Below are 14,533 nucleotides of genomic sequence, written 5' to 3'. Positions count from 1 at the left end.
TGTGCGAGCACTCCCTGCTCGTGGCAGGGGCGCTAGTTGTTGTTCTTCTATCGCGAAATGTTTAAGGAGGGGCGGCCACTCGTGTCTCGGGCCGCACAGCATGCGACCTGGGCCGGGCAGCGACGCAGCCGCTGCGCAAAACCCGCGATTGTAGGAGTTTGGCGCCGGCTGCGCCAGTCATTGGGCCAATACCGAGAGCGCGACCTAAACCAGTTGTTGGCGCAAGAAGTGCAGCAAGGCGCGCGCTGTCTCCGAGCCGGCCGGCATAGGCAGTGTCAAGGCCTGTATCCACTCGCCTTCTTGCACATCGAGCCGCCAACCCGGCAAAAGATCGACCAGACCGGCATCGGGCGGCACACAGAAGTCCGGGCTGAGCACCACCCCGTCGCCATGCTTGGCCATCACTAGCAAGGCGTCCAAGTCATTCCCCCAGGCACCGGCCTGTAGGCTGAGCTCGACCTGTTCGCCGGACTCGTGCACCCAGATGGCGGCGCTGGGCTCCTCATGTTGGCCGACCAGCAGGCAGATCCGCTCGCTCAAGGCCTGCGGGCCGTTCAGCGGCTCGCTGCCCGCTGCGCCATAGGCGCGCACCGCATAGCGCAGCACGGCTTGCGCTACCCAATCCTCGGGCGGCCGGGCAGTGGCGCGAAAGGCGATGTCCACCCCTTCGCGCAGCAGGTCAACCTTGCGATAGGTGAACATCAGCTCATAGCGCAGCGCCGGATGCAGGCTTTGAAAGCGCGCCAGCAGCGGCGCCAGCACATGGACGCCAAATACCGGTGCGGCGCTGATGCGCAGCGTGCCGCCCAGCATGTCGCGCTCGCTGCGCAGCGCCAGCCGCGCGCCCTCGGCGGCCTCCAGCACGGCGCGGGCGCGGGCATGCAGGCGGCGGCCGGCCTCGGTCAGGCTCAGGCTGCGGGTGCTGCGGGCAAACAGGGCCAGGCCCACGGCGGCCTCGATCGCGGCCACCCGCCGGCTGACCGCCGCGCGGGTCAGGCCCAGCTCACGCGCGGCGCGCGCAAAACTGCCGGCCTGGGCGATGCGGGCGAACAGCTCCAGCGCATTGGCGTCCAAGGCTTGGTCGGCGGCAGTGCGGCGGCTGCGTGAGATGCTCAGTTTCATTGTCAATATTTAATCACCAATCTGTGGACGAAACTTGGTCTAGTCACGCAGAAGTTGCCAATTTAGACTGAGCCCAGATTCTTACGCAGGAGTACAGGCTCATGAATACCGAACAAAACCAGTCTCAATCGCCCCCGCCAACGGCTGCGCCACGCGCGCCCAGGCCGCTGCAATTGCGCTGCGCCGACGGCCGCTTGTTGAATGCCTGCTGGTACGAGCCGGATGCTGCGGCCGGCCCGGTGCGTGCGGTCGCGGTCGTCAGCCCGGCGATGGCGGTGGCCAGCTCTTTTTACCGCGGCTTTGCCGAATGGCTGAGCCGGCGTGGCTATGCGGTGTTGAGCTACGACTACCGCGGCATCGGTGCCAATTTGCAAGGGCCGCTGCGCCGCGAAGGCGCCGGCCTGCGCGACTGGGCCCGGCTGGACATGGCCGCCGCGCTGCGGGCGGCCGACAAGCGCCGCCTGCTCGAGCAGCGTGAGCAGGGGCATGCGATCGGCTTGCTGGCCATCGGTCATTCCTTCGGCGGCAATGCGGTCGGGTTGGCGCCCGGCTTTGAGCAGGTCGACGCTTTGCTGGGCGTGGCGGCCCAAGCGGCGGATTGGCGTTTTTGGGCGGGCTTGCAGCGCGCCAAAGCGGCGCTGTTCTTCCACGCCTTGCTGCCCGGCTTGAGCCACGCCTTTGGCCATGCGCCGGCCTGGCTGCTGGGCGCGCGGGCCGAGGGGCTGCCGAAATTGGCGGCCTTGGACTGGGCCCGTTGGGGCCGCCGCAAGGGCTATATGTTCACCGACCCGGCCTTGGCAGGTGAGCTGGGCTATCACCGCTTCACCGGCCCGGTGCATTTGTGGAACGTCAGCGACGACAGCCTGTTCGGGCCGGGGCCGGCGGTAGATCATCTGGGCAAACAGTTCAGCAGCGCACGGGTGGCCCGCCACACGCTGGACCCCAAGGCGCTGGGTCTTCGCGCGATCGGGCATTTCGGCATGTTCAGGCGCGAACTGGGCGAACGCATCTGGCCGCTGCTGCTGGCGCCGATCGAGCAGGCTAGTCCGCTGCTGCGGGCCCGCTTGACTCAGTAGCGCTGAGCCGCAGTGCCTCTATCGCGGCCTCGCTCAAGGCCAGCACCACATTGCTGTCGGACTCGATCAACTCGATGATCGCCTCGCGTGGCCCCTGGCGCCAGCCGGGGCTGGCATAAAACGCCGCTTGCGCAGCGTCCAGCTCGGCCGGGTCGGCAAAAGCGCGCATCAGAAAGTAGCCCGTTTCGTCTTGCAGCGAGGGCCCGTAGTTCAGCACCTCGATGCCCCAGGCCTGCATCAAGGGCAGGCTGTGCTGTTCGACCAATTGATGAAAGCGGTCGCGGCTGCCGGCGCGCAGCCGGTAGCTCCTGATTTCGATCACGCGCATGGCGTTGCGGCTTGGCCGGCGGGGAGGGGGCTGAAATCCATCACCCAGTTGCATTCCCAGCTCGCGCCGCCGTCGTTCGAGAACGCTTGCTCCCAGCGCGGCTGGCCTGTTTCGGCGCGTGCGGTCCACATGAAGCGCACGCGAATGGGCTGGCCTCTGAGCGTGTCATCGGCGTAGAAGCAGCCGATCCCGTCGCGGAATTGGCCGACCACCGGCACATCGAGCTGGCCGGGCCGGCGCCCATCAAGCCACCAGATAGCCCATTGCCCGGTCGCCGCGTCGAAGCTGCGCAGCGTCAGTGCGCGGTAGTCGCCGTCGGGTAAGTGGAGCAGGTTGTCGTCCACATTGGCAAAGCCGCCGAGCATTTTTTGCATCACCGAGCTGCCCTCGAAGGATTCCCACTCCTGGCAGCCGAGCAGCCGCTCTTTCAGGCGCCGATGCTGGATGCGCCAGGCGCCGATGAAGAAGTCGAAGTCCGCCGCGCTGCCGGTGGGTGATGCCTTGATGTCGGTTTGAGTCATTTGTAGTCTGCTTGCCTGATTGAATAGATCCGACCAGTCTAGAAAAATACTGCTACGGCTCTTCAATCATTCTTGCAAACATAATTGTCAAATTTGCAAACAACGTCAAACCCGTCAGCCATGAATATCACCCCGAGCTCCTGGGACGATTTGCGTCTGTTCTTGCATATCGGCCGCGCCGGCTCCCTGACGGCGGCGGCCGCCAGCCTGCGGCTCAGTCATGCGACGGTATTCCGCCGCCTGCAAGGACTTGAGGCTGAACTGGGCGTGCGTTTATTCGATCGTTCCAGAGCCGGCTACAGCTTGACGGCGGCGGGCACCGAGTTGATGCGGGTCGCCGCCGCGATGGAGCTCGACTTGGCCTCGACCACTCGGCGTTTGGGCGCGCGAGCCGCTTGGCCGGGCGGCATCGTGCGCTTGACCACCACCGATACGCTGATGCATGCCGCGCTGGCGCCGCTGCTGAGCGCCTATCAACGGTCCGCCGGCGTGCAACTGCTGATCAACACCTCGACGGTGCAGCAAGATATCGCCAAGGGTGAGGCCGATGTGGCAATTCGCGCCGGCGGCCGCCCGGCCGACCCGCTGGTGGCCAGGCGCTTGTGCCGCATCGAGTCGACCGTCTATCGCTCACGCAAGATCGGCGGCGTGACGCCGGATAACTTGGCCGACTTCCCCTGGGTCGCTGGCGACGACACCTTTGCGCATCTGGACTCAAGCAAATGGCTGCGCCAGCAAGGCCTGGACGCGCAGGCGAATCTGCTGACCAATAGCCATGTCAATGTGCTGAACTTGGTCAAGGCGGGTGCCGGTTTGGCTGTTCTGCCCTGTTATCTGGGTGATTTGGAGCCGTCTATTTGCCGGGTTATTCAAGCGCCACCGAAGCAATGGCGCAGCGATCTTTGGCTATTGACCCGCCAGGACTTGCGCAACGTGCCCCGCATCAAGCAGTTGTTTGATGCGGTTTATCAGGGCACAAGGGCGCTGCTGCCACTTTTTGAGGGGCAGGCACCGATGGCGTGACTTGGTCTAAAGTAGGGCCAGCAAGGGGGTCTGAGCTGCGGGTACAGCGGCAGGAAAAACGCCGAGCAAAACGCCGAGCAAAGGGCAGACTTCACTATGACGTCGGTTCGAACAGATGTGAGCGATGCAGAGGTGGACGGGGTCTACACCGCTGCCGGCAGCTACCGGATGAGCGAGGCGCTGCAGTTGTCGCGGGCACTGGTCGGGAGCTATCCCGATTCGCAGCGCTGCAAATTTTTGCAGTCTTGGCTGGGCTTGCGACTTGGCGAGCAGGCCGCACCCGAGGTGCTTCAGCGGGCGGAGTCGCTGGAGCAGGATCTCACGCTTGACCCCATGCAGCGAGGCGAGCTTTTGCTGCTGCTGGCAGCTCGGCGCATGGCGCAGGGCTTGACGCTCACGGCACTGAAGAATGAGGGCGAGGCGCTGGCGCTGTTTGAGCAAGCGGGGCGCAAAGTTGGCGAATGCATGGCGGCCTGGCAGATGCTGGTGCACTTGATTTCCATCGGTGACCTGGATGAGGTTGAGCGCCTGCAGCCGCTGTTGGAGCGGCGCCTCCTCGGGCGCTATGACTGGGTAGACGCCGTTTTGGCTGTCGGCCGGGCTTCGGCCGCCTACGGCCGCGCCGAAGCCGGGGACAAAAACAGCCGCTCGACCTGCATTGCGATTTACCGTGATTTGTACGAGCGCAGCAAACAGCCCGCGCTGTGCGAGTTTCGCCGTATGGTGGGTACCAATCTCGCGGTCAATTGCGCTTTGGGTGGGGAGTTTGAGCATGCACAGCAATTGCTCAGCGAGCTTGAACTGCTCGACGCCGGAGTCAACCAAGTTGCCGTAATTACGATGCATGCTTGGCGCGCCTATACCCATGCCTTGGTGGGCATGCGCGATGGGCATCTGGACCTCGCTGCCGCCGAGCTGACGCGTGCGCTACAGCTCGAAAATAGGGGCCAACGCGGTGCCAATTTGCAGAGCAAAATTCTCGAAGCGCAGGCCGAATGTGCATTCCGCCAGGGCCGTATCGAGGACGGTCGCATTGCGCTGCAGGAGCGCCAAAAAGTGCAAGACGATGTCTTGCGGCAACTGCGCGCCAAACACAATGCGGGCATGGAGGCGCTGCTGCGTGAGGCGCAACTGGCCACCGAGCTGCGCGCGCGCAATGCCGACCTGCGCCTTGCTTACGACGAGATGGAGCAGCGCGTGCGCGAGCGCAGTGCCGAGCTGGCCGAGGCTCAGCAGGCGCTGCACAGGCACGCGCAGCGCGGCGTTGTCAGCAAGCTCTTGATCGGCGTCGCCCATCAGCTCAACACGCCGCTGGGCACGGCCGGCCTCACGGTGAGTGCCTTGCGCGACCAGCTGCAGGGCCTGCAAGCACAGCTGCAATCGCCGATGCGCAAGCAAGATCTGCTGGCCAGCGTCGGGCAGATGGACGATGCCGCTGCCTTGATCGAAACCAATCTGCTGCGCTCACGCAACCTCTTGTCGCGCTTCAGCGAGCTAGGGCTGCATGAGCAGCTGCATCAAAGCCGGCGTGTGCAGCTGGCACCCTGGTTGCGCGAGCAAGTCGTGGCCTTGCAGCAGGAGTGGCAGGCGGAGGGCGTGCAGCCGGTTTTGCAGCTCGAGGAGGGCATCGAATGGTTGGGCGCCGTCGATGCCTTGGGCCAGGTCTTGCAGCATTTACTCAAGAACGCCTTGCGCTTTGGCCGGGCGCCCGGCAGTCTGCCCGAGATCACGCTGCTGCTCGGCAGGCGAGCTGCCGAGCCCGGGCTATGCATCGAGGTGAGCGACCGGGGGCCCGGCATGAGCGAGGCCCGCCGCGCTCATGCCTTTGAGCCCTTTGCGGAGCAATTGCTGACCGAGGGCGGGCTCGGTTTGGTGCTGGTGCGCAATCTGGTCGAAGAGCTGATGCGCGGGCAGGTTGAGTTGCTGCCCAATCAGCCGCAGGGCTTGCGCGTGCGCATCACCTTGCCGGACTCGGGCGCGCCGGGATTTGAACCTAAATCCAGCAGTTGACCGCTTGCTTTTGCTCGAAAGAGCCGTTGAATACTGATGAAGTTCGCTTCGATGTGAATCACCATTTTGGTGAGAGCGCTACGCAGCCGATTGCGGCGCGCTACGTCACGCTGGCGTCGTTGCTCCTCCTTGCGGGCATTAGCCCGCTGCGTCGTCGCGCCTTGCCAACGCACCGCATCGCACCACACTCGGGCTCGTCCAACTGCTGGATTAAGGTTCAATCGACGCATTGAGCCGTTCGGTGAAGGCGAATTTTTGCAGCACCCCGTCGGCGTTCAGCAGCAAGACGAGCTCGGTGCCGCGCTCGGCCGACATCGGCGAGGCTTTGGCGGCCTTGGCCGCCATTTCGATCACAGCGGCCTTCGCCTTGGCCGCGTCTTCGATGCCCTTCGCGCTGGCCAAGTCGGCCAGGCCAGCCGACCCCGCAAGCGCGGCCATTTCGGTCAGCCCGGCCCTTGTCGGTGCGGCCCCGGCCTTCCAAAAACGCCAAATCTGCATGCCGTTTTCAAAGCGCAAGAGTTTGAATTTGAGATTGCCCGCCAGCGCGCGGATGTCGGCCTCGCTGCTCACACCGGGCCTCAGCGCGCGTGCCAGCTCGGCCAGCCGGTGCTTGGACTCTTGCAGGCCCAAGTTGACCGAGGGCGCGGTGCTGGCCATAGTCTCCAGCAGCACCCGCGTGTCGTCGGGCCAAGTGAGGTCGCCCAGCGGAACGCGGAACATGCGGTCACGCAGCAAGAAGCCCCAGTCATAGTCCTCTCCTGATTCATCAAACAGGCCATGCAGATTGCGCTGGTTGAGCCTCAAGCGCCGGTCGCCGTGCACCAAGGTGACAGAGAAGATCGGCTGGTCGGCAAAGTTGCTGGGGCTCCAGTCGGGCTTGTTGCATTGTTCATCGTCGGCACTGAAAAGCTTGCTCAAGGTACCGATCCACCCCGCGTCGGTGCGCGCCAGGCCGCTGCTAAAGGCGACTCGGCATTGCAGGCGCAGGTCGCCCAGGCGGCGCTCCCCATCCGGCCAGCCGGGGGTGCGGATGTCGGCCCGCCAGGTGACTCGCCCATCGGCGAGCTTGCTGCGCACCTCGCTGTCTTGGTCCAAGAGGCGCCAAGCCGGATCGGCGACAAAGCGCTGCTCCTCATCCAGCGTGACCGGGGTACGACCTTGCGCGCCGACCAGACCCAAATCGGCGCGCAGCAGATCGTCGGGGTATTTGCGGGCATAGACGCGGTAGTTCAAACTGGCCTGGGGTGCCAGCTTGTGATGCTTCTGGAACAGCGCTTGCGCCTTGAAGATCTGTGCCAAGGTCTTGCGTTCGCGGGCCATCGTGGACACGCCCTGCACCTGCACTTGGTGCAGATGGGAGGTGGCTTTGGCGCTGGGCTCAGCTGTCAGGTCTTGGGCTGGCTCCGCGGCCAGGGTTTCCTTGGTGCTGGGCTCGGCGGCGCCTGCCAGGGTGCTTAAAAACAGGCTGACAGTCAGCAGTACGGGCCAGATACGGCTTGGCATAACGGGGGGCTCTCAAGGTGCAAAGGTCGTCAGCCTAGCCATTTGCCCGGCCTCGTTCGCGGGCTGCCCGACGAAGCGCGGCCTGGGGATGATGAGTTGCCTACTCAGGGGCTTTGGACGCAGTCTGGCTCGCCCGGGTCAGCGCCTGCTGTGCGCCCGCCAGCGACTGCAGGCGCTCACGCAGGTAGTCGGCCAGGCGGGGCTGCTGGCTGAAAGCGACATTGAAACGGATATGCGAGTCATAGGCCATGCCAGCGGAGAAGGTAGCGCCGCGCACCAACAAGATCTTGTTGCGGTAGGCATCCTGCACCAGCAGGTTCAGGTCGACCTCGGCAGGTACCGATCCCCAGAGGAACAGGCCGCCTTCGCCGGGGTGATCGAGCATGACACCGGCAGACTCCAGCTGACGCGCACTGGCATGGCGGGCCGCCAGCAGCTTGGCATTCAAGCGGTCGAGATGCTTGCGCCAGCGGCCGGCCGCCAACACTTCCAGCAAGACATATTCCAGCAACGCGGCGCCGGTCAGCACCGAGTAGATCTTCTCGCGCATCAGCGCCTTCAAAAGTAGCGGGTCGGCGGCGATATAGCCCATGCGCAGCGCCGGGCTCAAGGCCTTGCAAAAGCTGGAGTAATAGATCACCCGGTCCAGCCCCGATAGGCTGGCCAAACGGGTGGCATGGCCGGAGTGAAAATGCCCCTGCACATCGTCCTCGGCGATCAAAAAGCCATGCTTTTGAGCCAGCACCAGGACCTTGTGCAAATTAGCGGCGCTGCTGCTCCAGCCGGTCGGGTTGTGCAGCACGGTCTGGATAAAGAGCAAGCGCGGCCGGTGCGCGAGGGCGGCGGCTTCCAACTCCGCCAAATCGATTCCGTCGGCGCGACGAGTTATCGGAATCAGGCGTATGCCATCTTTGCGCAGCCGGTCGAACATCAAGAAATAGCCGGGGTCTTCCACCAAGACGCAGTCACCGGGCTGCAAAAAAGCCCGGCAGATCAAGTCGATCGCGTGCGTGCCGCCGAACGTGGTGAGGATGCGGCCGGCGTCGACTGCAATGCCTATGCCGCGCAGCATCATGGCGATGCGCTCGCGCAGCTCGGGCAGGCCTTGCGGCGGGCAGCGTGAGGCCATACCGGCTGCGGCGCGCGCCAGGCCACGTTGCACGGCGGCGGCCGGCACCCCGTCTTCCAGCCAGGTCGGCGGCAAGGCACCGCCACTGGCCAGCAGCACGCCGGCACGTTGATCGCCGGACTGCTGTACCAGCCAGACGGCTTCTTGTTCTTCGCCCGCCTCCAGCACCGCTGCGTCCGGCAGAGCCGAGTGGCGCGAGCTTTCGCTGACGAAATAGCCGGCCGTCCCCCTCGACTCGATCAGACCCAGCGCGACCAGCCTGTCATAGGCGGTCACGACGGTATTGGGGCTGACCTGCAGCTGCGCAGCCAGTTGGCGAATCGACAGCAGGCGCGCGCTGGCCGGCATTTGGCCGGCCGTGATCAGCTCGCGCAGGCGCAACTCGATCTGGTCGGCCAAGGGCGTGGCGGCATTGCGGTCGAGGGAAAACATGGCGTGAGATTAGCGCAAGAAGCTGATCGCCAACACCAGCAAGGTGCCACCCATGCTCAGGTTGAAGATGCGGCGCTTGAGCGGGTCGTCCAGCAAGCGGCGGATCGCGACGCCGAATAGCGCCCAGGTCGAGGAGATCGGCAGGCCGACCAGCACGCCGGTGACGGTCACCAGCAGCGCCCCGACCGGTACGCTCAAACCCACCGGCATGAAGACCGAGGCCAGCGTGATGGACTTCATCCAGCTTTTAGGGTTGACCGCCTGGAACAGCGCAGCCTGGGTGATGGTCATCGGCTTGGCGGCGTCGCCGACTTTCATGGTGCCGAGCTTCCAGGCCAGAAAGATCAGATAGAGCGCGCCGGCCACCCGCAGAATCTGGTGCAAGACCGGGAAGGCGTTGAACAAGCTGCCCAGCCCCAGACAGGTGACAAAAGTCAGCAAGGCGCCGCCGACCTGGATGCCGATGATCAAGGGCAGCGCGCGGCGGTAGCCGAAGTTGGCGCCCGAGCTGGCCAGCATCACATTGTTGGGCCCGGGCGTGCCCGACATCACAAAGCAGTAGCTCATCAAGGGCAGTAATTCGGCGGGGGATAAGGACATGGTCTGGGCTCCAACAGCAAGGCCTCGACTGTGGTGGCCGCCAGGCAATCCGCCAAGGTACAGGTACAGGCGGCCAAGCCTGCGCTGTATCACTGCGCGCAGCCATACAGGCTGGTGCCGACCGCCCCCTAGTTTGAGGTGACAAACATGCAGGTGTTCTCAGCATGCGTCCGATATGCTTCAGCGCACCTAAATTGCTAACCAGGAAACTGCATGCAACACTCAATACTTGCCCGGGCCACCGCTGCGCTGCTGCTTGCGGGCGGCATGACTATGGCGGCGCTGCCTGCGCATGCGCTCAGCTATTCCAAAGTCGTCGCCTTTGGCGACAGCCTGTCCGACAACGGCAACTTTTTGCTGGCGACCGGCGGCGCTTTGCCGCAGGCGCCGTATTACAACGGCCGCTTCTCCAATGGCCAGGTCGCAGTGGAATACCTTGCGCAGGGTTTGGGTGTGGCGCTCAATGACTATGCTTACGGCGGCGCGGAAACAGGCTTGTTGAACGGCGCCGCCGTGGCTGCGGGGATACCTGGGCCCTTGCAAAACACGGGCGTGCTGTCGCAAGTCGGCGCCTTCAAGGCGGGCCTGGGCGGCGCTAGTGCCGACGCCAATGCGCTGTATTTCCTGTGGGCAGGGGCGAATGACTTTGAATATCAAGGGTTTACCGCCGCTGTGGCGCAAACCGCGATCAACAACCTGAGCACAGGTGTGCAAACGCTGTATGGCCTGGGCGCAAGGAATTTCCTTTTGCCGGGTTTGGCGGATCTGGGCTTCACGCCGCGTGGTTTGGCGTCCGGGCAGTCAAGCAGTTTGCAGCTGCTGTCCATGGGCTTCAATCAAGGCCTGGGTCTTGCCATTGATCAGCTGCGCCTGATGCCCGGTGTGCACATCAGCTATTTCGACATCTTCGCGAGCCAGCATGATCTGATCGCGAATCCCGCCAGCTACGGCCTCAGCAATGTCACGGACGCTTGCTTCAGCGGCTCTGTGGGCAAGCCCGGTCTCAGCTGCGCTGACCCTGCCAGCTATATGTATTGGGATGACCTTCACCCCTCGGCGCTGACGCATCAAATTCTGGGCCAAAAAATGCTGGCCGCCGTCCCCGAGCCGCAAACCATGTTGCTGATGGCCGTCGGCCTGCTGGCCTTGTTGACCATCGGCCGCAAAAACCGCTGCTGAGTCGACCAAGCTAAAGGACCTGCGCCACTTCATAGGCCCGATAGCCGTCCTCCCAAGTCGGGATGATGTGGACGACCTCGAAATAGGGCGTGGTGTAGATCGCCGAGTCGCGCAGACCTTCGATGAAGAAGTGCAGCGCTTTGGCATCCGGCACCTCACACATCAGTACATCGCTGCAGACGGCCGAATAGGCCTCGGCATCGAAATGGCGCAGCTGAATGCCCGGGTGTTGAGGCAGCAGACTCAGCACTTCCTGGGCGAAGACCTCGGCGCGTTGGCCTCGGCTCAGGCGCAACCAGGCGGGCAGCGCGTTGACGAGGATGAAACAGGTGTTCATAGCGATTCTCTCCAGCGTGATTAACGTAAAAAAACTTGTTTGATCGTCGTGGGGGCGAGGCGCAAGAGCCAGGGCAGCCAGCGCGCCGGGCCGACCCAGATCTGCGCCGGCGGACGGCGCGAGCGCAAGGCCCGCAGCAGACTGCGTGCCACCACCGCCGGCGTCAGCTTGCGCTTGCCGCCACGGCCGGCCGTCATTGGCGTGTCCACCAGCGGCGGGATCAATTCGCTGACCTTCACCCGTTTGCCGCGCAACTGCGCGCGCAGGCTGCAAGCGAAGGCGCTCAGGCCGGCCTTGCTGGCGTTGTAGGTGGCCGATCTGCGTTTCGGGACATGGGCCAGGGCGCTGGTGACGAAGACGATGTGCGCGCTGGCCTGGCGCTGCAGATGCGGCAGTAGCGCACGCGTCAACTCGATCGGCGCGGCCAGATTGACGAGCAACTCTGCTTCGATGTCGGCGGCGCCATAGCCCGGTGTTTCGAGCAGCAACTCATGCTGAATGCCGGCGCAATGCACGATGCCATTCAGGCCGGGCCATTGGCGGACGGTGTCTAGGCCTGCTTGTTCCAGGTCGCCAATGCTGCCCAGGTCATGGCGGGCGGTGGCCACAATGCCGGGGTGGCTGGCTTGCAAGTCGGCTAGGCGGGCGGCGTCACGGCCCCAGGCGATCACTTGCTGACCCGACTCGGCCAGTTGCAGGGCGATCGCCCGGCCAAGCCCCGAGCTGGCACCGGTGACCAGCCAAAGTTGCGTCGGCCTTGCCGCTGAGGTGCAGAGGTATGTGTTTGAATGCATGCCACGAACTTTAGGGAGGCGGCAGCGCGATGTCGTTTACAAAAGATAAGCCGGCCAGCGATGCCTTGTTGCTGGTCTTGCTGCAAAACCTGGCCGGCCAGCCTTTGCCCGAAAGCGAGGGGCTGAAGCTGAAACGGGTCCAGTTGGCGGCCGGCCAGACCTTGTTCGAGGCCGATCAGCCTCACCCTTATGTCTATCTGGTGCGCAAGGGCTTGTTGAAGCTGCACTACCTGTTGGCCAATGGGGATGAGTGGGTCAAGTCCTTCAGCCACGAGGGCATGTTCTTCGGCAGCCTGACGGCGTTGAAGGCCGGTGGCCTGAGCAGTTTCGATGTGATGGCCTTGGAGGACAGCGACCTGGAGCGGGTTGATTACTTCGAACTCGAAGCCTTGGCCGCTCGCCATCCCGCTTGGCTGCTGGCGCTGTACCGGGCGATGCAGCACTTTGCGGCGCTTAAAGAGGCGCGTGAGCGTGAGCTGTTGACCTTGAACCCCGAGCAGCGCTACGCGGCCTTTGCGCAGGCCCATGCCAGCCTGAGCGAGCGCCTGCCGAAGAAGGACCTGGCCCGCTATCTGGGCGTCACGCCGGTCAGCCTGAGCCGCATCCGCGCACGGCTTCGGCCTTGAGCCCGGCCAAACTGGGAGTCCATGATGGCCGAGCTCAAACAGGTCTTGCAATTATTGAAGCAGCAGGCGCGCCCCGAGCAGCTGGGCGCAATGGTCAAATTCGGCCTGACGGGTGATGCGCGGCTGGGGTTGTCGGTGCCGGCGCTGCGCGCAATGGCCAAGCAGCTTGGAATGGATCACGCAATGGCCTTGGTGCTGTGGGACACGGCCATTCCGGATGCGCAAATCTTGGCCACTCTGCTCGCCGATCCCAAGCAATTGAGCGTGAGCGAGATGAATCACTGGACCGAGGGCATGCGGTCCTGGGATGTCTGCGATCAGACTTGTTTGAATGCGTTTCGGCGTTCACCGCTGGCTTGGGCGCGCATCCCGGTGTGGGCGCACAGCGACGCAGAATTCGTCAAACGGGCGGCCTTTTCGCTGTTGGCGGTACTGGCCGTGCACGACAAAAAACGAGCCGACGCCGACTTCATCGCGCTGCTGCCCTTGATCGCCGCAGCCGCCGATGATGAGCGGAATTTTGTGAAGAAGTCGGTCAACTGGGCGCTGCGGCAGATCGGCAAACGCTCATGCGTGCTGCTGCCGCTGGCCATTCAGTTGGCCGAGCAATTGCATGACCGGCCCGAAAAAGCTGCGCGCTGGATTGGCGCCGATGCCTTGCGCGAGTTGCGCCCGAGGTCAAGCCTTTGAGCCGCCGCGTCGTTTGGCCAGAAGTGCGCCCAAGCCTATGGCCATCAAGGCATAAGTGGCCGGCTCCGGCACGGGGGCTGCGGCCTCGAATTTGAGGTTGTCGACCCCTACCCAGTCAGTGACGCTGCCTGGCGCAACGCCAATTTTGGTGATGCTGGTCGCGGAGTAGCCCAGTGTTTGCTGGCCGGCAGAGCCTGAGGCACTGACGATACCCAGCAGCGTGCTGCCGTTGTAGACAAACAGCCGCGTGTCGGCGGGTTTGGAGATGCCGGCAAAGTCCATGCTGACCGAGCCGACCGGTGCCGAGAAGTTGATCCAAAAGCTGGCATCGCCGTCTTCGTTCAAAAAGCCGCTGTAGTTGTGTAGCAACTTGCCACTGACCAGCGCCGGCCCGCCGAAGCCATGCAGGTCAATGGCGGTGACCGTCATATCGGTGTTGCTCGCCCAGGCTTGGCCCGAGCTTGAGCTGCCCATGCCGCTGAAGGCATTGGCGACGAAGTTCACGCCCAGGGCGTTGTACTGTGTGCTCAGCGGCGTGCCTTCAACGAGATCTTCAAACGTGATGACCGTCGTGGCGGCGGCGGCCGGGCCGGCGTTCAGCAAGAAGGTCAGGCCGGCGGCCAATGCGAGGAAGCTAGAAGAAAATTTCATGTCAGTCCTTTGCTGTTTGGCCGTTCTGAGAGCGTCGTCAGGATCGGCTATTTCCGCCGCCATGGTAATCAGGGTTGCTCCGGAGAAAGTCCGGAATTGAGCGGTCTTGGCGGCGCTCTTGCGAAGCTTCCGCTAAACTCGCCGCCCATGAACCGCCGCTTCACCGCCTACTTGCTGATGTTCTGCCTGTTTTGGCAGGCGCTGAGCTGCGCGGGTGCGGCGGTGCTGATGGCCAGTCCGAGTGAAAAGCTGCATGCCAGCTTGCACTTCGAGGGTGCGGCGCATCACCATGCCGCCCATGACCATGCCGAGCTTCAACTGGACGAATCGCAGGCTTCGGCCCAGCATCTGATCGATGACGCCTGCGTGCATGCGCCGGCGCTGCTGCCCGTGGTGGCAAGACTGCTGCCCGGCTTGGGCCTAGTGGCCCCTTCGGCCCCGCTGCCTATTGCGGCGCCGCTGCCATTTCTGGCCGGTCTTGAGCGACCACCTCGACTGAGCGCCTGAAACGC

General features: G+C 64.0%; 16 protein-coding genes. 7 read left to right on the top strand and 9 right to left on the bottom strand.

What is annotated here, in order from left to right; all coding sequences use genetic code 11:
• Positions 1–204: 204 nt before the first annotated feature.
• Positions 205–1,122, bottom strand: coding sequence for a LysR family transcriptional regulator (locus LNV08_RS04950; protein WP_263532561.1), 918 nt, complete (start codon positions 1,120–1,122; stop codon positions 205–207).
• 101 nt (positions 1,123–1,223) lie between these two features.
• On the opposite strand from LNV08_RS04950, the gene LNV08_RS04945 reads away from it, so the two are divergent.
• Positions 1,224–2,198, top strand: coding sequence for a serine aminopeptidase domain-containing protein (locus tag LNV08_RS04945; protein WP_263532560.1), 975 nt, complete (start codon positions 1,224–1,226; stop codon positions 2,196–2,198).
• Here the strand turns inward: LNV08_RS04945 and LNV08_RS04940 are convergent.
• Entirely contained in the window at positions 2,164–2,526 is a 363-nt protein-coding gene (locus LNV08_RS04940) for an NIPSNAP family protein (RefSeq protein WP_263532559.1), read from the bottom strand. The genes LNV08_RS04945 and LNV08_RS04940 overlap by 35 nt on opposite strands.
• Positions 2,517–3,047 (bottom strand): DUF1579 domain-containing protein, encoded by a 531-nt coding sequence (locus tag LNV08_RS04935; protein WP_263532558.1) that lies wholly within the window; start codon positions 3,045–3,047, stop codon positions 2,517–2,519. Before LNV08_RS04935 ends, LNV08_RS04940 begins: the two co-directional genes overlap by 10 nt.
• 120 nt (positions 3,048–3,167) lie before the next feature.
• On the opposite strand from LNV08_RS04935, the gene LNV08_RS04930 reads away from it, so the two are divergent.
• Both LNV08_RS04930 and LNV08_RS04925 read left to right on the top strand, forming a co-directional pair.
• The gene (locus tag LNV08_RS04930; RefSeq protein ID WP_263532557.1) at positions 3,168–4,070 is read left to right on the top strand and encodes a LysR family transcriptional regulator; all 903 of its coding nucleotides are present in this window, start codon (positions 3,168–3,170) and stop codon (positions 4,068–4,070) included.
• A gap of 117 nt (positions 4,071–4,187) precedes the next feature.
• On the top strand, positions 4,188–6,080 hold the full coding sequence (locus LNV08_RS04925; protein ID WP_263532556.1) for a sensor histidine kinase: 1,893 nt from the start codon (positions 4,188–4,190) through the stop codon (positions 6,078–6,080).
• 210 nt (positions 6,081–6,290) lie between these two features.
• On the opposite strand, the gene LNV08_RS04920 is transcribed toward LNV08_RS04925, so the two are convergent.
• The 3 genes from LNV08_RS04920 to LNV08_RS04910 form a co-directional block, all read right to left on the bottom strand.
• Entirely contained in the window at positions 6,291–7,583 is a 1,293-nt protein-coding gene (locus LNV08_RS04920) for a hypothetical protein (protein WP_263532555.1), read from the bottom strand.
• Positions 7,584–7,683: 100 nt separating this feature from the next.
• On the bottom strand, positions 7,684–9,144 hold the full coding sequence (locus tag LNV08_RS04915; protein WP_263532554.1) for a PLP-dependent aminotransferase family protein: 1,461 nt from the start codon (positions 9,142–9,144) through the stop codon (positions 7,684–7,686).
• Positions 9,145–9,153: 9 nt separating this feature from the next.
• Complete coding sequence (locus tag LNV08_RS04910) at positions 9,154–9,744, bottom strand: LysE family translocator (protein WP_263532553.1); 591 nt, start codon at positions 9,742–9,744, stop codon at positions 9,154–9,156.
• Positions 9,745–9,957: 213 nt separating this feature from the next.
• Between LNV08_RS04910 and LNV08_RS04905 the strand changes: the two genes are divergently transcribed.
• The gene (locus LNV08_RS04905; protein ID WP_263532552.1) at positions 9,958–10,923 is read left to right on the top strand and encodes an SGNH/GDSL hydrolase family protein; all 966 of its coding nucleotides are present in this window, start codon (positions 9,958–9,960) and stop codon (positions 10,921–10,923) included.
• Positions 10,924–10,933: 10 nt separating this feature from the next.
• On the opposite strand, the gene LNV08_RS04900 is transcribed toward LNV08_RS04905, so the two are convergent.
• Positions 10,934–11,260, bottom strand: coding sequence for a darcynin family protein (locus tag LNV08_RS04900; protein WP_263532551.1), 327 nt, complete (start codon positions 11,258–11,260; stop codon positions 10,934–10,936).
• A 20-nt stretch (positions 11,261–11,280) separates the two neighbouring features.
• Positions 11,281–12,054, bottom strand: a complete 774-nt coding sequence (locus LNV08_RS04895; RefSeq protein WP_263532550.1) for an SDR family NAD(P)-dependent oxidoreductase — start codon at positions 12,052–12,054, stop codon at positions 11,281–11,283.
• Between the two features lie 29 nt (positions 12,055–12,083).
• Here LNV08_RS04895 and LNV08_RS04890 point away from each other — a divergent pair, with 29 nt between their 5' ends.
• Complete coding sequence (locus LNV08_RS04890) at positions 12,084–12,680, top strand: Crp/Fnr family transcriptional regulator (RefSeq protein ID WP_263532549.1); 597 nt, start codon at positions 12,084–12,086, stop codon at positions 12,678–12,680.
• A 24-nt stretch (positions 12,681–12,704) separates the two neighbouring features.
• Positions 12,705–13,370: a DNA alkylation repair protein gene (locus LNV08_RS04885; protein ID WP_263532548.1), complete on the top strand. Its 666-nt coding sequence runs from the start codon at positions 12,705–12,707 to the stop codon at positions 13,368–13,370.
• On the opposite strand, the gene LNV08_RS04880 is transcribed toward LNV08_RS04885, so the two are convergent.
• A complete protein-coding gene (locus tag LNV08_RS04880) occupies positions 13,359–14,021 on the bottom strand; it encodes a PEP-CTERM sorting domain-containing protein (RefSeq protein WP_263532547.1) in 663 nt (220 codons plus the stop codon). The genes LNV08_RS04885 and LNV08_RS04880 overlap by 12 nt on opposite strands.
• 147 nt (positions 14,022–14,168) lie before the next feature.
• On the opposite strand from LNV08_RS04880, the gene LNV08_RS04875 reads away from it, so the two are divergent.
• On the top strand, positions 14,169–14,528 hold the full coding sequence (locus tag LNV08_RS04875; RefSeq protein ID WP_263532546.1) for a hypothetical protein: 360 nt from the start codon (positions 14,169–14,171) through the stop codon (positions 14,526–14,528).
• The last annotated feature ends 5 nt before the right edge of the window (positions 14,529–14,533 follow it).

The organism is Paucibacter sp. TC2R-5, from assembly GCF_025717605.1.
In the GTDB taxonomy this organism is placed as follows: domain Bacteria; phylum Pseudomonadota; class Gammaproteobacteria; order Burkholderiales; family Burkholderiaceae_C; genus Paucibacter_A; species Paucibacter_A albus.
The sequence above is the reverse complement of the archived record's forward strand: the minus strand, read 5'-3'. Positions and strand labels throughout refer to the sequence as shown.

Bases quoted from the DNA above. Each gene is read 5' to 3' on its own strand.
- LNV08_RS04950 (WP_263532561.1), bottom strand. From the start codon at position 1,122: ATGAAACTGAGCATCTCACGCAGCCGCCGCACTGCCGCCGACCAAGCC.
- LNV08_RS04945 (WP_263532560.1), top strand. From the start codon at position 1,224: ATGAATACCGAACAAAACCAGTCTCAATCGCCCCCGCCAACGGCTGCG.
- LNV08_RS04940 (WP_263532559.1), bottom strand. From the start codon at position 2,526: ATGCGCGTGATCGAAATCAGGAGCTACCGGCTGCGCGCCGGCAGCCGC.
- LNV08_RS04935 (WP_263532558.1), bottom strand. From the start codon at position 3,047: ATGACTCAAACCGACATCAAGGCATCACCCACCGGCAGCGCGGCGGAC.
- LNV08_RS04930 (WP_263532557.1), top strand. From the start codon at position 3,168: ATGAATATCACCCCGAGCTCCTGGGACGATTTGCGTCTGTTCTTGCAT.
- LNV08_RS04920 (WP_263532555.1), bottom strand. From the start codon at position 7,583: ATGCCAAGCCGTATCTGGCCCGTACTGCTGACTGTCAGCCTGTTTTTA.
- LNV08_RS04915 (WP_263532554.1), bottom strand. From the start codon at position 9,144: ATGTTTTCCCTCGACCGCAATGCCGCCACGCCCTTGGCCGACCAGATC.
- LNV08_RS04910 (WP_263532553.1), bottom strand. From the start codon at position 9,744: ATGTCCTTATCCCCCGCCGAATTACTGCCCTTGATGAGCTACTGCTTT.
- LNV08_RS04905 (WP_263532552.1), top strand. From the start codon at position 9,958: ATGCAACACTCAATACTTGCCCGGGCCACCGCTGCGCTGCTGCTTGCG.
- LNV08_RS04900 (WP_263532551.1), bottom strand. From the start codon at position 11,260: ATGAACACCTGTTTCATCCTCGTCAACGCGCTGCCCGCCTGGTTGCGC.
- LNV08_RS04895 (WP_263532550.1), bottom strand. From the start codon at position 12,054: ATGCATTCAAACACATACCTCTGCACCTCAGCGGCAAGGCCGACGCAA.
- LNV08_RS04890 (WP_263532549.1), top strand. From the start codon at position 12,084: ATGTCGTTTACAAAAGATAAGCCGGCCAGCGATGCCTTGTTGCTGGTC.
- LNV08_RS04885 (WP_263532548.1), top strand. From the start codon at position 12,705: ATGGCCGAGCTCAAACAGGTCTTGCAATTATTGAAGCAGCAGGCGCGC.
- LNV08_RS04880 (WP_263532547.1), bottom strand. From the start codon at position 14,021: ATGAAATTTTCTTCTAGCTTCCTCGCATTGGCCGCCGGCCTGACCTTC.
- LNV08_RS04875 (WP_263532546.1), top strand. From the start codon at position 14,169: ATGAACCGCCGCTTCACCGCCTACTTGCTGATGTTCTGCCTGTTTTGG.